The sequence below is a fragment of the Kitasatospora sp. NPDC127111 genome, assembly GCF_042677465.1.
Taxonomy (GTDB): domain Bacteria; phylum Actinomycetota; class Actinomycetes; order Streptomycetales; family Streptomycetaceae; genus Kitasatospora.
On record NZ_JBHXTG010000003.1, the window covers coordinates 191985 to 207118 of the forward strand.

The following is a 15134-nucleotide window of genomic DNA, read 5'->3' on the forward strand; positions in this document are numbered from 1 at the left end:
GTGCGGGGGCCTCACGGCGTGATCACCCAGCGGTTGGCGGCCGTGAACCGGGCGACGGCGGCGTCCACGGCGTCCTGCTCGGGGCCGACGGCCCAGATCACGCCCAGGTAGTCCCGGTTGGTGCGGTAGAGCTCGTGTCGTTCGCCGAGCGGGCGGTGCGGCCGGTAGGCCAGGCGGACGCCGTCGCGGTCCTCGTCGTACGGTCCGGGTGCCTCGGTGAGGGTGCCGGCCCGGTCGGCGAGGACCGCCTCGTTGCGGGCGCGCAGCGTGGTGGCGGCACAGAACTCGCCGAGGTCGGCCGGGAGTTCACGGCCGAGGTGGGCGGCGAGGATGTGCTCGAACAGCGGGATGCGGAGGATCTCGGCGAGCATCAGGTCGCACTGGTCGCCGATGGCCCGGTAGTTGACCTCGATGATCCGGGCCCGGCCGTCCGGCTGGACGACGAACTCGGTGTGGCAGGCGCCGAGTCCGACGCCGATCACGTCGAGCTGGGCGAGGACCTGCTCCACCACCGCCGCCGGATGGGCCGGGACGAACTCCAGCATCTCCTCGATGAAGTCCGGGGGAGGGGAGAGCCTGGTCCGGAAACCGCCGAGGACGTGCCGGCGCCGCCCGTCGCCGAGCGTCTCCAGCGTGCACAACTGCCCTTCCAGGAACTCCTCGACGACCAGGGCCGCCCCGGGCCGGCGGTGCTGGACCTCCTTGCAGCGCCGCTCCAGCTCGTCGGCGTCGGCGACCAGCGAGACGTCCTCGCTGGCGACGCCCTCGCGCGGCTTCACCACGACCGGGAACGGCAGGCCGGATCCGCGGAGCACGGACGGGTCCTGGCCGGGGTCGAGCTCGGCCGAGCGGACGGTGTCCAGGCCGGCGGCGGCCAGGTGGCGGCGCAGCTCGCCCTTGTTCTTGGCCCGCAGGGTGGCCTTCCAGTCCTTGGCCGGGAGCCCGAAGTACTGGGCGGCGAGAGCGGTCTGGGTCTGCAGGTGGTCGCTGTTGGTGAACACCGCGAACGGCGCCCCGGCGGTGTGGTGCCGGGAGATCAGCCCGATCACCTCGCGGAAGTCCCGGACCTCGCACTCGACCACCTCGGGCGCGGGCTCCAGCCGGGCGTAGTCGCGCCGGTGCGGTTCGGCGTGGTCGGTGAGGACGGTGACGTCGAGTCCGAGCCGGGCGGCGGCGGGGAGGAAGCCGTGGGTGACGGAGTCGGTCGGGTTGAGGGCGAGCAGGTAGAGCCGCATGGGAGGTCCTCCGGTGGGGCGGGAGCGGGGCGGGGGTGGCCCGGTGGGGGCGGCACCACCCCCGTGTGCGAGGGCTGCGGGGCGGGGGCTACTTGGGCGCGTCGACGCCCGTGGCCTTGGCGATGTCGTCGAGCATGGCCTCGGCGGCCTGGACGCCGATGCCGGACATCCAGGTCTCGTCCGGGACGTTGAACACCTTGTTGTTCTTGACGGCGTTCAGGCCCTGCCAGACCGGGGTGCCCTGGACCTCGCTCTGCTTGGTCTTGGTCGGGTCGTCGGCGACGGTGACGAAGACCAGGTCGGCGTCGGCCTGGTTGATCTGCTCGGCGCTGACCTCCAGCATCGACTTGTCGACGTCCTGCGAGGCCGGGCGGCCCAGGCCGGCGTCCTTCAGCACGACACCGCTGAACGACTGCTTCTGGTAGAGCCGGGTCGGGCCGGCGACGAAGCGGACCACCGAGGCGGTCGGGGCCGTGCCGTTGTACTTGGCCTTGATCGCCTCGCCGAGCTTGGCGGCGCGGGCCTCGTAGTCGGCGAGCGCCTTCTTGGCCTCCGCCTCCTTGCCGAGCGCCTGCGCGTACAGGGCGAGGTTCTCCTTCCACGGGAAGCCCGTGGTCTCGGCCAGCACCGTCGGAGCGATGGCGTTGAGCTTGTCGTAGACCTTGGCGTGCCGGACCTTCGAGGAGAGGATCAGGTCGGGCTTGAGGGAGGCGATCAGCTCCAGGTTCGGCTCGTTCATCGGGCCGACGTCCTTGGTGTCCTTGATCTTGTCCTTGAGGTAGCCGGGGAAGCCGCCCTCGGTCTTCATGTGCGGGGAGACCGCGCCGACCGGGGTGATGCCCAGCAGGGTGACGTCGTCCAGCTCGCCGCTGTCCAGGACCACGACGCGCTTGGGCTGCGCCTTGATCTCCGCGGTGCCGGCGGCGTGGGTGACGGTGCGCGGGAAGACGGCGGCGGAACCGGCGGAGGCCGGGGCGGCGTCGCCGGCCGGCTTGGCGGCGTCCTTGCCGTCGCCGTTGCCGCCGCAGGCGGCGAGCAGCGTGGTGGAGAGCGCGACGGCGAGGACGGCGACGGGGAGTCTGCGGGCGCGGACGGTGCGGTTCATGACGGCTTCCTTGTCTCTGGTGCGGGGGTTGCCGGACGGTTCCGGGCAGGGTGGGACACCGGCTCGGCCCGCGCGGTGAGCGTTGGGCCGGCCGGAAGGCTTGGGCGCCGTGCGGGAGGCGGCGGCGTGCGGGGGTGGTGGCGTTCGGAAGGCGGTGGCGTGAGTGAGGCGATGACCGGGGGCGGCGAGTCGCCGGCGGGATCAGCCGGTGACGGCGGCGGGCCGTCTCGTCCGCGCCCGGGGCACGACCAGCGGCGTGCCGGTCTCCGGGTCGGGCACGACCTGGCAGGCCACCTGGAAGACCTCCTCCACCAGTTCGGCCGTCAGCACCTCGGTGGGCGCCCCGGCGGCGGCGAGCCTGCCGTCCTTGAGGACGACCAGGTGGTCCGCGTACCGGGCGGCCTGCCCGAGGTCGTGCAGCACCATGACGACGGTGCGCCCGGCCTCGGCGTGCAGGTCGGCGACCAGGTCGAGGACGTCCAGCTGGTGCCGGAGGTCGAGGAAGGTGGTCGGCTCGTCGAGCAGCAGCAGCTCGGTGTCCTGGGCGAGCGCGAGGGCGATCCAGGCGCGCTGGCGCTGGCCGCCGGAGAGCCGGTCCACCTGCTGGTCGCGCAGCACGTCGGTGCCGGTGCGGGCCAGCGCGTCGTCGACGGCGGCCTGATCGGCCTTGGACCACGGGCTGAGCATCCGCTGGTGCGGGAACCGCCCGAGCCGGACCAGCGCCTCGACGGTGATCGCCTCGGGGGTGACCGGCTGCTGCGGCAGCAGGCCCATCCGCTTGGCGAGCGCCCGGGCGGGCATCCGGTGGATGTCGGAGCCGTCCAGGGTGACGGTGCCGGCGGCCGGGTCGAGCAGCCGGACGAGCCCGCGCAGCAGGGTGGACTTGCCGCAGGCGTTGGGGCCGACGATCGCGGTGACCGCGCCGCCGGGCAGTTCGAGGTCGAGCCCGTCCACGATCACCCGGTTGCCGTAGCGCAGGTGCAGGCCGTGGGCGGCGAGCCGGTTCTCCGGGGTGGTGGTCATCAGTTGCTCCTCTGGGGAAGCCGGCCCTGGCGGATCATCAGCACCAGGAGCCAGGGCGCGCCGAGCGTGGCGGTGACGGCACCGACCGGCAGGCCGTGGACGGGGATCACGTGCAGCACGAGGAGGTCGGAGGAGAGCAGCAGCACGGCGCCGGTGAGCGCGGTGAGGCCGAGCGTGCCGAGCGTGGGCGGCCCGGCGAGCAGCCGGACCAGGTGCGGGACGGCGAGTGCGACGAAGGCGACCGGCCCGGTGAGGGCGGCGGCCAGCGAGGCCAGCGCGATGGTGAGCAGCAGCAGGAGGACGCGGTCGCGGCCCGGGTTGAGGCCGAGCCCGCCGGCCGAGTCGTCGCCGAGGTCGAGCACGGCGACCCGGCGCTGGGCGAGCAGCACGACGGCCGCGGTGAGCGCGACGGCGGTGCCGCCGATCCAGACCTCGGTCCAGTTCCGCCCGTACAGCGAGCCGGTGGTCCACTGCATCGCGGAGGCGGCCAGTTCGGCCGGGAACCGTACGATCATCAGGTTCACGGCGGCGGCCAGGCCCTGCTGGACGGCCAGCCCGACCAGCACCAGCCGGGTCACCGCCATCCGCGAGCGCCAGGCGAAGCCGCCGAGCAGCAGCGCGGCCAGCAGGCCGCCGCCGAGCGCGGCGAGCGGGATCAGCTCCTGCGAGGCGCCGGTGGCGAGCATCAGCACGGCGCCGAAGGACGCGCCGCCGGTGACGCCGACGGTGTCGGGGGAGGCGAGCGGGTTGCGGAAGAGCCGCTGCAGCATCGAGCCGGCCACCGCCAGTCCGGCGCCGGCGATCAGCGCCGAGACCACCCGGGGGGCGCGGAACTCCTGCACCACCAGGACGTTTCCGGCGTCGCCGGCCCCGACCAGGGCGCGCAGCGCGTCCCAGACCGACATCTTCACCTGGCCGGTGCCGAGCGCGACGCCGGTCAGCAGCACCAGCAGCGCGGCGGCCAGCAGCGACCAGGCCGCGGTGCGGGCCCGGCGGCGGGCCGCGGTGCTGCGCGCCGGGGCGGTGGCGGCGACGGCGGTGGGGGCTGCGGTGGCGGCGGTGGCGGCGGTGGCGGCGGTTCTGGTGGGATCGGTGGGGGAGGCCAGGGCGGTCATCGGGCCACCTTCCGGGCCAGTACGGCGAGCAGCGGCGCGCCGAGGAAGGCGGTCACGATGCCGACCTCGATCTCGGACGGCCGGGCCACCACGCGGCCCAGCACGTCGGCGGCGAGCAGCAGCACCGGACCGGCGATCAGGCAGCCGGGCAGCAGCCAGCGGTGGTCGTTGCCGAGGAACGGGCGGACCAGGTGCGGCGCGGCCAGCCCGATGAAGGCGACCGGTCCGGCGACGGCGACCGCGCCGCCCGCGAGCAGGACGACGGCCAGGCCGCCGAGCACCCGGATCCGGGCCACCGGGACGCCGAGCGACTGCGCGGCCTCGTCGCCGAGTGCCAGCGCGTTGAGGGCGGGGGAGACGGCGAAGGCGCCGATCAGGCCGAGGGCGAGGAAGGGCAGGACGGGCGTCAGGGTGTCCAGGTGCCGTCCGGCGACCGAGCCCGCCAGCCAGAACCGGGCTTCGTCCAGCGTGCGGTGACTGGCCAGCATCAGCGCGGACGTCCACGAGGTGAGCACCACGGTGAGCACGGTGCCGCCGAGCGCCAGCCGGACCGGGTCGAGGTCCCCGCCGCGCCGGGACATCGCGTACGCGGCGACCGCGGCGACCGCCGCGCCGGCGAAGGCGAACCAGATGTACTCGATCGGCCGGGTGAGGTCCAGGGTGTAGATCGCGGCGACCACGGCGAAGCCCGCGCCGGCGTTGATGCCGAGGGTGATCGGCGAGGCGAGCGGGTTGCGGGTGACGCCCTGGGCGACCGCCCCGGCGACGCCGAGCGCGGCGCCGACGGCCAGGCCGATGACGGTCCGGGGGACGCGGAGGCCCGTCACCACGTCGGCGTCACCGCCGTGCTCGGCACCGGTGAGGGCGTCGATCACGGTGGACAGCGGGACGGAGCGGGAGCCGAGCGCGAGGCTGAGAGTGGCGCAGAGCAGGAGTACGACGACTCCGGCGGCCAGCAGCAGGGGACGCCGAACCGCCGAGGTCCGGGGCGCGGCCGGAGCTGGGGAGGCCGGCTGGTCGGTGGTGAGCACGAGCCAGATATTAGGTTAGGCAAACCTAACCTCGTCAAGTTCGTCTCGCGTTCGCGGACCGGGTGGCGCCGCGTCCGGAGCGGGCTCCGAGTGCCTATAAGGTGAGCCTCACCTTATCCGATCTCGGGAGTGCCGATGATCTTGGGTATCGCACCCATGCCCGCCACCGGCCGGGGCCCGTCCCCTCTCCGTACGGACTACCGGCGGTTGCTGGAGCTCTGCCCCGTCCTGCGGGTCAGGTTGGTCGAGGACGGCGAACCGGACCCGACGCGTGCTCAGGGCTGGTACTCCGCGGCCGAACTGGCCGCCGACCCGGTCGCGCTGGACGCCGCGCTGGCCGGCGAGGCCGCCCGGATCGCCCCGGTCGCCGCGGAGCACGGCGCCGCCCCGCGCCCGCACGTCGCCGCCTCCCGGCTGCTGCACCACTACCTCTGGTCGGTCTGCGTGCTGATCGCCGGGCCCTGGCACCTCGGCCGCCGCGTGCCCGCGATCGACGGCGCGGATCTCTGGCTGCACGCCCCCACCGGCGATCTCGCGCTCCGCCCGCGCACCCACGTCACGCTCCCCGGGGACGACGAGCTCCGCGCCGAACTGCGCGCCGCCGTCGTCAGCCACGTCGAACCGCTGCTCACCGCCTTCGCCGGCCCCACCCGGCGTGGCGCCCGGGCACTCTGGGGCATGGTCACGGACGACCTGGCCTCCGCGATCTGGTACCTCGGGCGGATGCTGGACGCCGCCGCCCCGGGTGGTGCCGAAGGCCGTGGCGCTCCCGGGGGCACACCCGCGGGCACACCCGCGGGAGCGCACGGGGGCACGGGCACGGGCGCGGAGTCGGGCACGGACGCGGAGACCGCGGCGGTGCGGGCCGCGGGTGCCGTCCTCCCCGGCGGCACCCAACCACTCCTCGGCGCCGCCGAGTTCCGCACCCTGCACGGCCCGGACGGCCGCAATCACCACACCCGGACCCGCCTGGGCTGCTGCCTCTACTACGCGATCCGCCCCGACGCCGCCTGCGTCACCTGTCCCCGGACGCCCGACGAGGAGCGGCTGCGGCGCCTCTGACGACCGCTCCGGCGCTCGCTCGGAACTGATGCTCAGTCTGAATACCGGCTTCATCGGGAGCCTGGCGGATCGGCAGTCTCAAAAGGCCTCCGCAGTACGCTCATCGCATGATCGACACTACGACGCGGATCCGCGTCGCCCGTCCCTCCCGGGACCTCGCCGCCGCCGAGCGCTTCTACGTCGAGGGCCTCGGCCTCTCCGTGCTCTGGCGCAGCACCGAACGCGTCCCCGGCGAGCACGACCTGCTGATGGTCGGCCTGCCCGGCGGCACCTGGCACTTCGAGCTCACCCACGACCCCGAGCACCCCCTCGAACCGACGCCGACCGTCGACGACCTGTTCGTCCTCTACCTCGGCACGCCGGTGGACGAGGCCGTGGTCGCCCGCCTGGAGGCCGCCGGCGGCGCCCGTGTCCCCGCCCACAACCCCTACTGGGACGAGTACGGTGTCACCGTCGCCGACCCGGACGGCTACCGCCTGGTGCTCTGCACCCGCACCTGGACCGCCTGAGCCGCGCCCGACCGGGCCTGACCCGCGCCCGACCGGGCCAGGGCGAGCGCGCGCCGGGCTGCGGGGCGCGCTGTCGGCCGTGCGTGGCACACTCCCGCCCATGTCTCTCGCCGACCTCAGCCTCGACCGGTGGCGCGCCTACGACCTGCCGGCCGCCCGCAGCTTCGCCGCCTCGGCGGCGGACGCCGTGGGCGGCCGGGTCACCGCCGTCGAGACCGCCGACCACCTCGGCGCGCCGCTGCACCGCGTCCGGATCGACCGGGACGGGCAGGAGTTCGCGCTGATCCCGGGCGGCCGGGTGCCGGTCGGTTTCGACCTGGACGCCTGGCGGCCCACGCCCGCCCAGGCCGCCGACTACGCCGCGAGCCTGTCGCAGGGCTTCGGCTACGGCCCCGACCTGCGCGCCCACCTCGCGCAGCTGCTCAGCCCGCGCCGCACCGTCACCCTGGCCACCGTACTGATGGCCGTGACGGACGAGGACCTGACCGAAGCGCCCGCCGACCTGCCCGCCCTCCTCGCCGCCCGGGGCCTGCGGCCGCCGACCGCCGACGAGTGGGAACACGCCTGCGGCGCCGGTGCGGCCACCCTGTTCCGCTGGGGCGACGACTGTCCGCTCGACAGCACCCCGTACACGTCCCCCGACGGCCCGCAGCGGCAGCCGAACGCCTTCGGCCTGCGCATCGCCTACGACACCTACCGCAGCGAGCTGAGCACCGACCCGACCGCCGTGCACGGCGGCGACGGCGGCGAGTCGGAGTGCGGCGGGTACGGCCGCCTGCTGGCCTGGCTGCCGTTGGCCACCGCCAACCGCAACCCGTACACGGCCGAGTTCCTCCACGGCCCCGAGGGTGACGACCTCTTCGACAGCATGTCCGTCCGCCCCGTCCTGGACCTTCCGTGACGCTCACCGCCACCACCCGGGACGGACCCGGGACGGCTGGTGGCGGGCGACGGCGTCGGCAGCCGCGCCCCGAGGTCGAAGCCGGGTCCGAGCCGGGCCGGGGCCGGCGCCGGCCCCGGCCCGGCCGAGCTCCCGAGCCCCCGTCAGGGATCCAACCTCCGCCCGTAGGCGAGCAGCAGCAGCTCCTGGGCCGGCCGCTCCACCGTGCGCCCGCTCCCGTAGGACCAGTCCAGGTCGGTGGCGAGCAGCTCGGTCCCGTCCAGCCTGGCGCCGAAGAAGCGCAGGCTGCTCGGGGTGACGGCGTCCAGGAGCAGCCGGAGCCGGTCGGCGGGCACCCGGCGGTCGAGGCCGAGCGCGACGGTGATGTCCAGGCCGTGGACGACGTCGTGCCCGAGCGCGGCGGTGAACCCGCCGACCGGCGGGGTCCACGGGTGGCCGGCGTTCTCCCGCAGGGCGGCGGCCAGTTGGCGCGGACCGAGCGCGGCGGCGTCGCGCCGGGCGACCCGGTCGGTCATCCGGTGCAGACTGCCGCCCGCCCGGGCGAGGTCGAGCACGGTGCGCGGGAGCGAGTGGCGGAACCCGGTGCTCATGTGTGCGGCCACCTCGCGCACGCGCCAGCCCGCGCAGAGCGAAGGCGCGTCCCACTGTGCGGGGGTGAGGCTGTCGAGGACGTCGGCCAACTCGCGGCGCTCGGCGGCGATGGCGGCCCGGACGGTCGTCGTGGTGCTGCTTCCCATGATCACCAGCCTGCCCGGGGCCGGTCGCACAAGTCCAAGAGCCGGTTGTTCTGCTCACTAGAATCCCCGCTTATGGAGCTCCGTCAGCTGCATTACCTGGCCGCCGTGGTGGAGGAGGCCAACTTCACCCGGGCGGCGGCCCGGCTGCACCTCGCCCAGCCCGGGGTGAGCGCCCAGATCCGGCAGCTGGAACGCGAGTTGGGCCACCGGCTGCTCGACCGTTCGGGCCGCACGGTGACCACCACCGAGGTCGGCGAGGCCGTCCTCCCGTACGTCCGGGCGGCCCTGGCGGCGGTGGCGGGCATCCGGCAGACCGCGGACGAGTACGCCGGGCTGGTCCGCGGTCAGGTCGCGATCGGCCTGGTCGCCGGCGCCGCCACCGAGGAGTTCGCGGTCGCCGACCTGCTCGCGGGCTTCCACCGGGACCACCCCGGCGTCGAGATCTCGCTGACCGAGTCCGCCTCCGAGCAGATGCTCGCCGCCCTGCGCCGGGGCGAGTTGGACATCGCGATCGTCGGACTCCTGGACGAGCAGCCCCCGCCCGGGATCGGACTGCAGGTGGTCGTGGACACCCCGCTGGTCGCCGCGGCCGCCGTCGGCGACCCGGTGCTGGCCGACGACGCCCCCCTGCCGGTCACCGCGCTCGCCGACCGCCCGCTGATCAGCCTGCCGCGCGGGACCGGCCTGCGCGCCGTCCTGGAACGCGCCTGCGCCCACGCCGGCATCGAGCCGCGGATCGCCTTCGAGGCCTCGTCCCCACCCCTGCTCGCCCGACTCGCCGCGACGGGGCTGGGGTTGGCCGTCCTCCCGGACCTCCCCGCCGAGCACGGCGCCGCCCTCGGCATCCGCACCAGGCGCCTCGCCGACCCCGCGCTGCGCGGCCGCATCGCCGTCGCCTGGCCGGCGGACGGCCCGGCCACCCCGGCGGCCGCTGAACTGCTGGCCAGGCTGCGCCGGACCTTCCCGGCGGTCGCGCCGGGCTGACCGCCGCCGGCAGTGGCCGAGGCCCGTGGACGTCTGGTGGACGCGGGCGTTGACGGGCCGTCCACGCGCCCCGGCTACGGCCGGTCGCCGGTCTTCCGGCCGGTGGCGCCCGGCGGCGCGCGGGGTGGGGTCCGCACGGGCGCGGGGCGGTTCCGTCCGGGCGTCAGCCCAGCGGCTTGGCCATCACCCGTTCCCCGGTGGCGCCGTCGGGCCGGAGCCCCGGCGCGTCCGCGGCGACGAAGCCGTGGCGGCGGTAGAGCGCGAGGGCGGCGTCGTTGCCCGGCAGCACCGCGAGCGTCAGCGTGGTGGCGCCCGACCGCCGCGCCCACGCCTCGACCGCCGCGACCAGCCGGTCCCCGACGCCGCGCCCCCGGACCTCGGGCCCGACCCACACGGACCGCAGCTGCGCCGTCCCGTCCGGGCCGGGCACCCCACCGGCCAGCCCGACGACCCGGCCGTCGAGCAGGGCGACGAGGTGGCAGGCCTCGGCCGTCGCGAGCCGTGCGCGCCACTGCCGCTCGCCGCCGTGCGCCCAGTCGGAGAGCCGCGCCCTGAAGGCGTGCGGCGCCTCGGTGAGCGCGGCGAGCCGGGCCTCGCGCCAGAGCGGCCAGTCCTGCGGGGTCAGCGAACGGATGGTCACCATGCGGACCAGTGTCGCGTCTCGCCCGCTGTCCCGTGGCCCTCCCTTGACATTCTTGCAGTGCAAGATAAAACTGCTGCCCAACAGAGTTCTTGCAGTGCAAGAGAAGCCGTGGGGAAAGGTTCAGCCATGACCGTCGAGCAGAACAAGCAGTTGGTGACCGACTTCTTCGTCGCCCTCAACGAGGCCCGCCTCGCCGACCTGCGCGACTTCCTCGCCGCCGACGTGATCGACCACAACAAGATCATTCACGGCGAGCCGGACGAGCCGGGCGCCGCCTTCGCCGCCATCGCGATGCAGCTCGAAGCGCTCGCGCCGTACCACGCCCGGATCGACGGCCTGATCGCCGAGGGGGACCAGGTCGTCGCCCGGGTCACCCAGAGCGGCGTCAGCTCCGGCAGCCACCCCCGGATGCCCGTGCCGACCGGCCGGTCCTTCGAGAACGAGGCGATCTTCGTCTTCACGGTGACCGACGGCCGGATCAGCGAGTTCCGCGGCGTCTCGGACCGCCTGGGCCTCTTCCTCCAGCTCGGCTGGGACTGGCCGACCGTCGACTGAACGTCACTCGGCCGCCCTTTCGCGCCACGTCGCCGCGCCGCGCGCCCTTCAGTCGGCCGGGCGTCGTCGGTAGGGTGACGGGTCGCCGACCGTCGAACCGTGGGGGGATGCACATGGCCGAGCAGCCGAGACTCGACATGGCGCGCAGCCAGGTCTTCGGAGAGGTGGCCGAGCTGTACGACGCCGCCCGTCCGGGCTACGCGGACGCACTGGCCGAGGAGGTGCTGGCGTACGCGGAGCTGGGCGACCGGACGGCGGTCGAGATCGGTGCCGGCACCGGAAAGGCCACCCTGCCGTTCGCCGCACTCGGCACCCCACTGCTGTGCATCGAGCCCGACGTGCGGATGGCCGAGGTGCTGCGGCGCAACACCGCGGGCTTCCCGCGGGTCCGCGTGCAGACCGGCCGTTTCGAGGACTGGCAGCCGGACGGCCGCCGCTTCGGGCTGGTCTACGCGGCGACGTCCTGGCACTGGGTGGCCCCGGAACGGCGGTGGGACCTGGTGCACGACGCCCTCGCGCCCGGCGGGGCGGTGGCCCTGTTCTGGAACCCGCACGGCACCCGCGACCCGCGGCTGCTGGCCGCCCTGGCCGAGGTCGACCGCCGGCACGGGCTGCGCCAGACCCCGCACAGCGCCTCGGCGTCCGACTACGGACAGACGCCCGGCGACTGGGCGGACGTGCTCGAATGGCCCGAGGAGCAGTGCCGCCGGGACGGCCGCTTCACCGACCTCCGGGCCGTCCGGTACCGGCAGGAGCGGTACTACGACACCGAGCGCTACCTGGGGCTCCTCGCCTCGGTCTCGGCCTACCGCGTCCTCCCGCCGGAACGGCTCGAACGGACCCTCGCCGACACGGCCGAGGTCCTGGACGCGCACGGCGGCGGGATCGCCATGGACCAGCTCACCGACCTCTTCCTCGCCCGGGTCCGGTGAATCCGGCACTGGCCCTGCCCGGTGACGACCTGACGGTCCGGCCGGTGCTGGGGCTCGTGGCGGGGCTGCGGGCGCTGTCCGGCTGACGTGGCTGACCTGGCGGGCCGGGCGGGGCGTGCGGGCCGCGCGGGGTATGCGGGGCGGGGCGTCCCCGGCGGCCGTCGTCCGTCGGCAGCGGCGACGTCGACGGCCGCTGGGGGACCGTCAGCGGTCAGGGGCCGTCCGGCGGATCTCGCCGGGCCCTAGGCGGGGACCGTCCCGGCGGCCTCGGCCCGTCCCCGCGCGGCCGCCGCGGACCACTCCTCACGGAGCATGCCGAACAGCACCCGGTCGTAGCGCTCCCCGCCGACCAGGACGGCCGAGCGGCGCCGGCCCTCCTCCCGGAAGCCGAGCCGGGTGAAGCTCCGGACGGCGCGCTCGTTGCCGCTCCAGGTGTCCAGCTCCAGCCGGCGCAGGCCGTACGCGCCGAACAGGTGGTCGATCACCAGCCGCACGGCCTCCGAGCCGTGCCCCCGGCCCCAGAACTCCTTCTCGCCGATGAGGATCCCGATCGTGGCGACCCCGGCGTACGGATCGAGGTCCCGGTACTCGGCCATGCCGATGGCACGGCCCGTCCCCGCCTCCTCGACGGTGAACACGGCCGCCTCGCGGGGGACCAGCTTCAGCATCGTGTCGAACGCCAGCCCCACCGCTTCGGCGGTGACCGGGCCGAAGCACGGGTCACCGGCGGCCGCGAGGCGCACCGTCTCGGCGTCGTTGCGCCACCGGAGATGGTGCTCGGCGTCCTCGGCGCGCAGCGCGCGCAGCCTCACCTTCGTTCCTTCGATCATGATCACATCGTAGGACGGTGGGTCAATCCGATGTGCCGGTCCCCTGACGGCGCGTCACTCGTCGTCGAGCGCCCGCAGGTCGCGCCGCAGCGCGAGCAGCGCGGAGACCTCCGCCAGCCAGCGCGCGAACAGGTGCTCGCGCCCGAGGTCGGCGCCGCTCGCCGCGGCGGCCTCCAGCCAGCTGCGGACCAGCGCGCGGCCGGGCTTGCTGATGACCGGCTCGGGCAGCGCCAGGGCGGCCGCGAAGCCGCCCGCCCGGACGTGCTGGGCGAGGAAGCCCAGCGGGTACGGGCCGACGTCCGCCGCCTCCGCGCGGTGCGCGGCGGCGATGGCGGCCTCGGTGAACAGGGCCTGGCGCGGGCCACCGGTGAGCAGCAGGCCGCGGGTGATGGCGGCGGGCACGTCGAGGTCCGCCAGTTCGGCGTCCGGCCGGACGGTGGTCATTTCGGCAGCTCCAGGGCGGTCGACTTGTTCAGGGGGTGGTCGCCGGGGGTCAGTCCGCCGAGTTGGCTGTTGACGAACTGCTCCTCGGTCACCCAGGAGGTGAAGCCCCAGGGGTTGTACACCTGCAGCTTGTCACCGTCCCGCCCGATGATCATCATCTGGTGGCCGGAGTCCTCGTTGCGGACGGTGATCGGCACCGGCAGGCCCTCGTCCACGGACTTCTCGATCCGGGCCAGCGCCGCCCGCCGGTCCGCGTCGCTCTTCAGCTCCACGTGCTCGTAGTCGGCGCCGGTCGCCTTGCCGAGGTCCTTGTCGGCCAGGTAGGTCTGGGCGGTGGCGCCGAGGCCCTTGTCCTCCTTGGGGTAGGTCTTCCGGCCGTCGGCCTTCTGTCCCGCGATGTACTCGTCGATGTAGGTCTTCTGGAGCCGCTGCTCGAAGTTCTGCGGGGAGTCGGCGCCGGGCACGTCGGGCGTGCCGCCGGTGGTCAGCTGGTACATCAGCAGCGGGTCCAGCTTGGCCTGGGCGATCACGGTCGACGCGGCCACGCAGTCGCTGACGTTGCGCTGCGAGTAGACGGAGTAGCCGTCGATGTTGACCTGCTGGCCCTGGTAGGTCAGGTCGATGTTGTCCGAGGACTCCCGGTTGGTGTCACTGGTGCTGGTCGCGGGCACCAGGTGCTGGGCGAGCCAGGCCGGGTCGTCGCCGTGCGGGTGGATGCCCGCGTCGAACTTCTGGATGTCGGCCACCGAGTGCCCGGCCGCCAGGGCCTTCCACAGGTAGGCGGCCTCCTCGGGGGACTTGGCGTCGGCGAGCAGGGCGCGGAAGGCCGCCTGGTCGGCGCCGTTCATCACGCCGAGCGTCTGGGTGGCCCGGTCGAGCTGGCCCGGCGTCAGGATGTAGCCGTCGTCCTCGCCCGCGCCCGGGTTCCTCTCGGTGGCCAGCACCACGGCCGCCAGCGGGTCGATCGAGCCCTGGCCGGCGCGCTGGGCACGGGCCTTGGAGGTCAGCTGGTTGAGCTTGCTGGCGGTGCTGGTCGCGCAGCTCTCGGCGTGCCGCGCGGCCGTGAGCCGGGCGCCGACACCGTCCAGCGCGCCGTTCCGCGCGTCCGGGTCGAACGCGCCGGGGTCGTGCTCGGCCTTCTCCCTGGCCGCCCGCAGCCGGCTGCACCCGTCCGCGTCGGTGCGCTTCGCCCACTCCAGGTCGTTGGCCCAGGCGTCCAGCAGCTTGGCCGCCGCCTCCAGGTTCTCCTTGGACGTGGTGGTCTCGGCCGACATGGCGTGGATCGCCTGGGTGGCGTGCTCGGCCACCGAACCGGTCCAGACCGCGGGCAGCTGGTTGGTGGCGATGCCCGAGAGGTCCTGCGCGGCCTGGCCGAAGGAGACGGCCGCCTGCGCGTAGTCCTTCGCCCGGGCCCGTATCGCCGCCGGGTCGCCGACCGGCTCCGGGACGGCCAGCGCCTGGTCGATCCCCTGTATCAGGTGGATTCCGGGCAGGAAGAAGGTGACCTGCTCGATGCTGTGCTGGGCGTGCTCCAGATCCTTGACCTTGCTCACCGGCCACCCGCCGGGACCAGCGCGGCGGCGATCGCCTTCTCCGTGTCGTGGTAGTTCTGCGTGGTGGTCGACATCTTCTGCGACAGCTCGTCCAGGGCGCGCTGGGTGACGGAGATCTCCTTCGACCACGCGCTGTCGAAGGCCGCCCAGGCCTGGTCCACGCCGAACTCGCCGAACGCCGTGGACGCGTAGCAGGCCGAACCCGTGTACGCGGTCTTGGCCGCCGCGATGTCGGCGGCGGTCTTGGCCAGCTGGTCGTTCACGCCGCTCAGACCCGCCAGGCTGACGCCGTATCCGCCCGCCCCGCCGGCTCCCGCTCCTGCTTCGCCGCTCATGCTTCCCCGTTCCCCCGTCCCCGGGACGTCCTCACGTCTTCCGGTACGTCAGCCGGCTCGTCGTTCGGTGTGCTTCGTGCTTCGTGCTTGGTGCTTCGTACTTCGGTGCCTCCGGTGCGCCTCCGGGCCGACGTCCGGCG

At 74.5% G+C, this 15134-nt stretch carries 17 protein-coding genes; 6 read left to right on the plus strand and 11 right to left on the minus strand.

What is annotated here, in order from left to right:
• Positions 1-11: 11 nt before the first annotated feature.
• The 5 genes from ACFVHB_RS03940 to ACFVHB_RS03960 form a co-directional block, all read right to left on the minus strand.
• Entirely contained in the window at positions 12-1235 is a 1224-nt protein-coding gene (locus ACFVHB_RS03940) for an acetyl-CoA carboxylase biotin carboxylase subunit family protein (protein WP_380314662.1), read from the minus strand.
• An 88-nt stretch (positions 1236-1323) separates the two neighbouring features.
• Positions 1324-2340 (minus strand): ABC transporter substrate-binding protein, encoded by a 1017-nt coding sequence (locus ACFVHB_RS03945; protein WP_380314663.1) that lies wholly within the window; start codon positions 2338-2340, stop codon positions 1324-1326.
• A 201-nt stretch (positions 2341-2541) separates the two neighbouring features.
• Positions 2542-3363, minus strand: a complete 822-nt coding sequence (locus tag ACFVHB_RS03950) for an ABC transporter ATP-binding protein (RefSeq protein WP_380314664.1) — start codon at positions 3361-3363, stop codon at positions 2542-2544.
• Positions 3363-4478 carry a FecCD family ABC transporter permease gene (locus ACFVHB_RS03955; RefSeq protein WP_380314665.1) on the minus strand — a complete coding sequence of 372 codons (1116 nt, stop codon included), beginning with the start codon at positions 4476-4478 and terminating at the stop codon, positions 3363-3365. The genes ACFVHB_RS03950 and ACFVHB_RS03955 overlap by 1 nt, the downstream gene beginning before the upstream one ends.
• Positions 4475-5509, minus strand: a complete 1035-nt coding sequence (locus ACFVHB_RS03960; RefSeq protein ID WP_380314666.1) for a FecCD family ABC transporter permease — start codon at positions 5507-5509, stop codon at positions 4475-4477. The genes ACFVHB_RS03955 and ACFVHB_RS03960 overlap by 4 nt, the downstream gene beginning before the upstream one ends.
• 135 nt (positions 5510-5644) lie before the next feature.
• Here ACFVHB_RS03960 and ACFVHB_RS03965 point away from each other — a divergent pair, with 135 nt between their 5' ends.
• From ACFVHB_RS03965 to ACFVHB_RS03975, 3 genes are all read left to right on the plus strand, one after another.
• On the plus strand, positions 5645-6571 hold the full coding sequence (locus ACFVHB_RS03965; protein WP_380314667.1) for a (2Fe-2S)-binding protein: 927 nt from the start codon (positions 5645-5647) through the stop codon (positions 6569-6571).
• Between the two features lie 107 nt (positions 6572-6678).
• Entirely contained in the window at positions 6679-7080 is a 402-nt protein-coding gene (locus ACFVHB_RS03970; protein ID WP_380314668.1) for a VOC family protein, read from the plus strand.
• Between the two features lie 100 nt (positions 7081-7180).
• On the plus strand, positions 7181-7981 hold the full coding sequence (locus ACFVHB_RS03975; RefSeq protein ID WP_380314669.1) for a hypothetical protein: 801 nt from the start codon (positions 7181-7183) through the stop codon (positions 7979-7981).
• Positions 7982-8124: 143 nt separating this feature from the next.
• On the opposite strand, the gene ACFVHB_RS03980 is transcribed toward ACFVHB_RS03975, so the two are convergent.
• A complete protein-coding gene (locus ACFVHB_RS03980; protein ID WP_380314670.1) occupies positions 8125-8718 on the minus strand; it encodes a maleylpyruvate isomerase family mycothiol-dependent enzyme in 594 nt (197 codons plus the stop codon).
• Between the two features lie 72 nt (positions 8719-8790).
• Here ACFVHB_RS03980 and ACFVHB_RS03985 point away from each other — a divergent pair, with 72 nt between their 5' ends.
• Positions 8791-9702 (plus strand): LysR family transcriptional regulator, encoded by a 912-nt coding sequence (locus tag ACFVHB_RS03985; protein WP_380314671.1) that lies wholly within the window; start codon positions 8791-8793, stop codon positions 9700-9702.
• Positions 9703-9865: 163 nt separating this feature from the next.
• Here the strand turns inward: ACFVHB_RS03985 and ACFVHB_RS03990 are convergent, their stop codons facing one another.
• A complete protein-coding gene (locus ACFVHB_RS03990) occupies positions 9866-10345 on the minus strand; it encodes a GNAT family N-acetyltransferase (RefSeq protein WP_380314672.1) in 480 nt (159 codons plus the stop codon).
• 126 nt (positions 10346-10471) lie between these two features.
• Between ACFVHB_RS03990 and ACFVHB_RS03995 the strand changes: the two genes are divergently transcribed.
• Both ACFVHB_RS03995 and ACFVHB_RS04000 read left to right on the plus strand, forming a co-directional pair.
• Positions 10472-10900, plus strand: a complete 429-nt coding sequence (locus tag ACFVHB_RS03995) for an ester cyclase (RefSeq protein WP_380314673.1) — start codon at positions 10472-10474, stop codon at positions 10898-10900.
• A 113-nt stretch (positions 10901-11013) separates the two neighbouring features.
• A complete protein-coding gene (locus ACFVHB_RS04000) occupies positions 11014-11832 on the plus strand; it encodes a class I SAM-dependent methyltransferase (protein WP_380314674.1) in 819 nt (272 codons plus the stop codon).
• Between the two features lie 242 nt (positions 11833-12074).
• On the opposite strand, the gene ACFVHB_RS04005 is transcribed toward ACFVHB_RS04000, so the two are convergent.
• From ACFVHB_RS04005 to ACFVHB_RS04020, 4 genes are read right to left on the minus strand one after another with little or no spacing between them, the layout of a single operon-like run.
• Positions 12075-12662, minus strand: a complete 588-nt coding sequence (locus ACFVHB_RS04005; RefSeq protein ID WP_380314675.1) for a GNAT family N-acetyltransferase — start codon at positions 12660-12662, stop codon at positions 12075-12077.
• Between the two features lie 54 nt (positions 12663-12716).
• A complete protein-coding gene (locus tag ACFVHB_RS04010; protein WP_380314676.1) occupies positions 12717-13106 on the minus strand; it encodes a hypothetical protein in 390 nt (129 codons plus the stop codon).
• A complete protein-coding gene (locus ACFVHB_RS04015) occupies positions 13103-14659 on the minus strand; it encodes a WXG100 family type VII secretion target (RefSeq protein ID WP_380314677.1) in 1557 nt (518 codons plus the stop codon). Before ACFVHB_RS04015 ends, ACFVHB_RS04010 begins: the two co-directional genes overlap by 4 nt.
• Entirely contained in the window at positions 14656-14994 is a 339-nt protein-coding gene (locus ACFVHB_RS04020; protein WP_380314678.1) for a type VII secretion target, read from the minus strand. Before ACFVHB_RS04020 ends, ACFVHB_RS04015 begins: the two co-directional genes overlap by 4 nt.
• Between the last annotated feature and the right edge of the window lie 140 nt (positions 14995-15134).

What these genes read in the sequence shown, in the direction of transcription:
- ACFVHB_RS03965 (WP_380314667.1), top strand. Translation starts at nt 5,645, where the DNA reads ATGATCTTGGGTATCGCACCCATGCCCGCCACCGGCCGGGGCCCGTCC.
- ACFVHB_RS03970 (WP_380314668.1), top strand. Translation starts at nt 6,679, where the DNA reads ATGATCGACACTACGACGCGGATCCGCGTCGCCCGTCCCTCCCGGGAC.
- ACFVHB_RS03940 (WP_380314662.1), bottom strand. Translation starts at nt 1,235, where the DNA reads ATGCGGCTCTACCTGCTCGCCCTCAACCCGACCGACTCCGTCACCCAC.
- ACFVHB_RS03995 (WP_380314673.1), top strand. Translation starts at nt 10,472, where the DNA reads ATGACCGTCGAGCAGAACAAGCAGTTGGTGACCGACTTCTTCGTCGCC.
- ACFVHB_RS03950 (WP_380314664.1), bottom strand. Translation starts at nt 3,363, where the DNA reads ATGACCACCACCCCGGAGAACCGGCTCGCCGCCCACGGCCTGCACCTG.
- ACFVHB_RS04010 (WP_380314676.1), bottom strand. Translation starts at nt 13,106, where the DNA reads ATGACCACCGTCCGGCCGGACGCCGAACTGGCGGACCTCGACGTGCCC.
- ACFVHB_RS04020 (WP_380314678.1), bottom strand. Translation starts at nt 14,994, where the DNA reads ATGAGCGGCGAAGCAGGAGCGGGAGCCGGCGGGGCGGGCGGATACGGC.
- ACFVHB_RS03955 (WP_380314665.1), bottom strand. Translation starts at nt 4,478, where the DNA reads ATGACCGCCCTGGCCTCCCCCACCGATCCCACCAGAACCGCCGCCACC.
- ACFVHB_RS03990 (WP_380314672.1), bottom strand. Translation starts at nt 10,345, where the DNA reads ATGGTGACCATCCGTTCGCTGACCCCGCAGGACTGGCCGCTCTGGCGC.
- ACFVHB_RS03975 (WP_380314669.1), top strand. Translation starts at nt 7,181, where the DNA reads ATGTCTCTCGCCGACCTCAGCCTCGACCGGTGGCGCGCCTACGACCTG.
- ACFVHB_RS03985 (WP_380314671.1), top strand. Translation starts at nt 8,791, where the DNA reads ATGGAGCTCCGTCAGCTGCATTACCTGGCCGCCGTGGTGGAGGAGGCC.
- ACFVHB_RS03945 (WP_380314663.1), bottom strand. Translation starts at nt 2,340, where the DNA reads ATGAACCGCACCGTCCGCGCCCGCAGACTCCCCGTCGCCGTCCTCGCC.
- ACFVHB_RS04000 (WP_380314674.1), top strand. Translation starts at nt 11,014, where the DNA reads ATGGCCGAGCAGCCGAGACTCGACATGGCGCGCAGCCAGGTCTTCGGA.
- ACFVHB_RS03980 (WP_380314670.1), bottom strand. Translation starts at nt 8,718, where the DNA reads ATGGGAAGCAGCACCACGACGACCGTCCGGGCCGCCATCGCCGCCGAG.
- ACFVHB_RS04005 (WP_380314675.1), bottom strand. Translation starts at nt 12,662, where the DNA reads ATGATCGAAGGAACGAAGGTGAGGCTGCGCGCGCTGCGCGCCGAGGAC.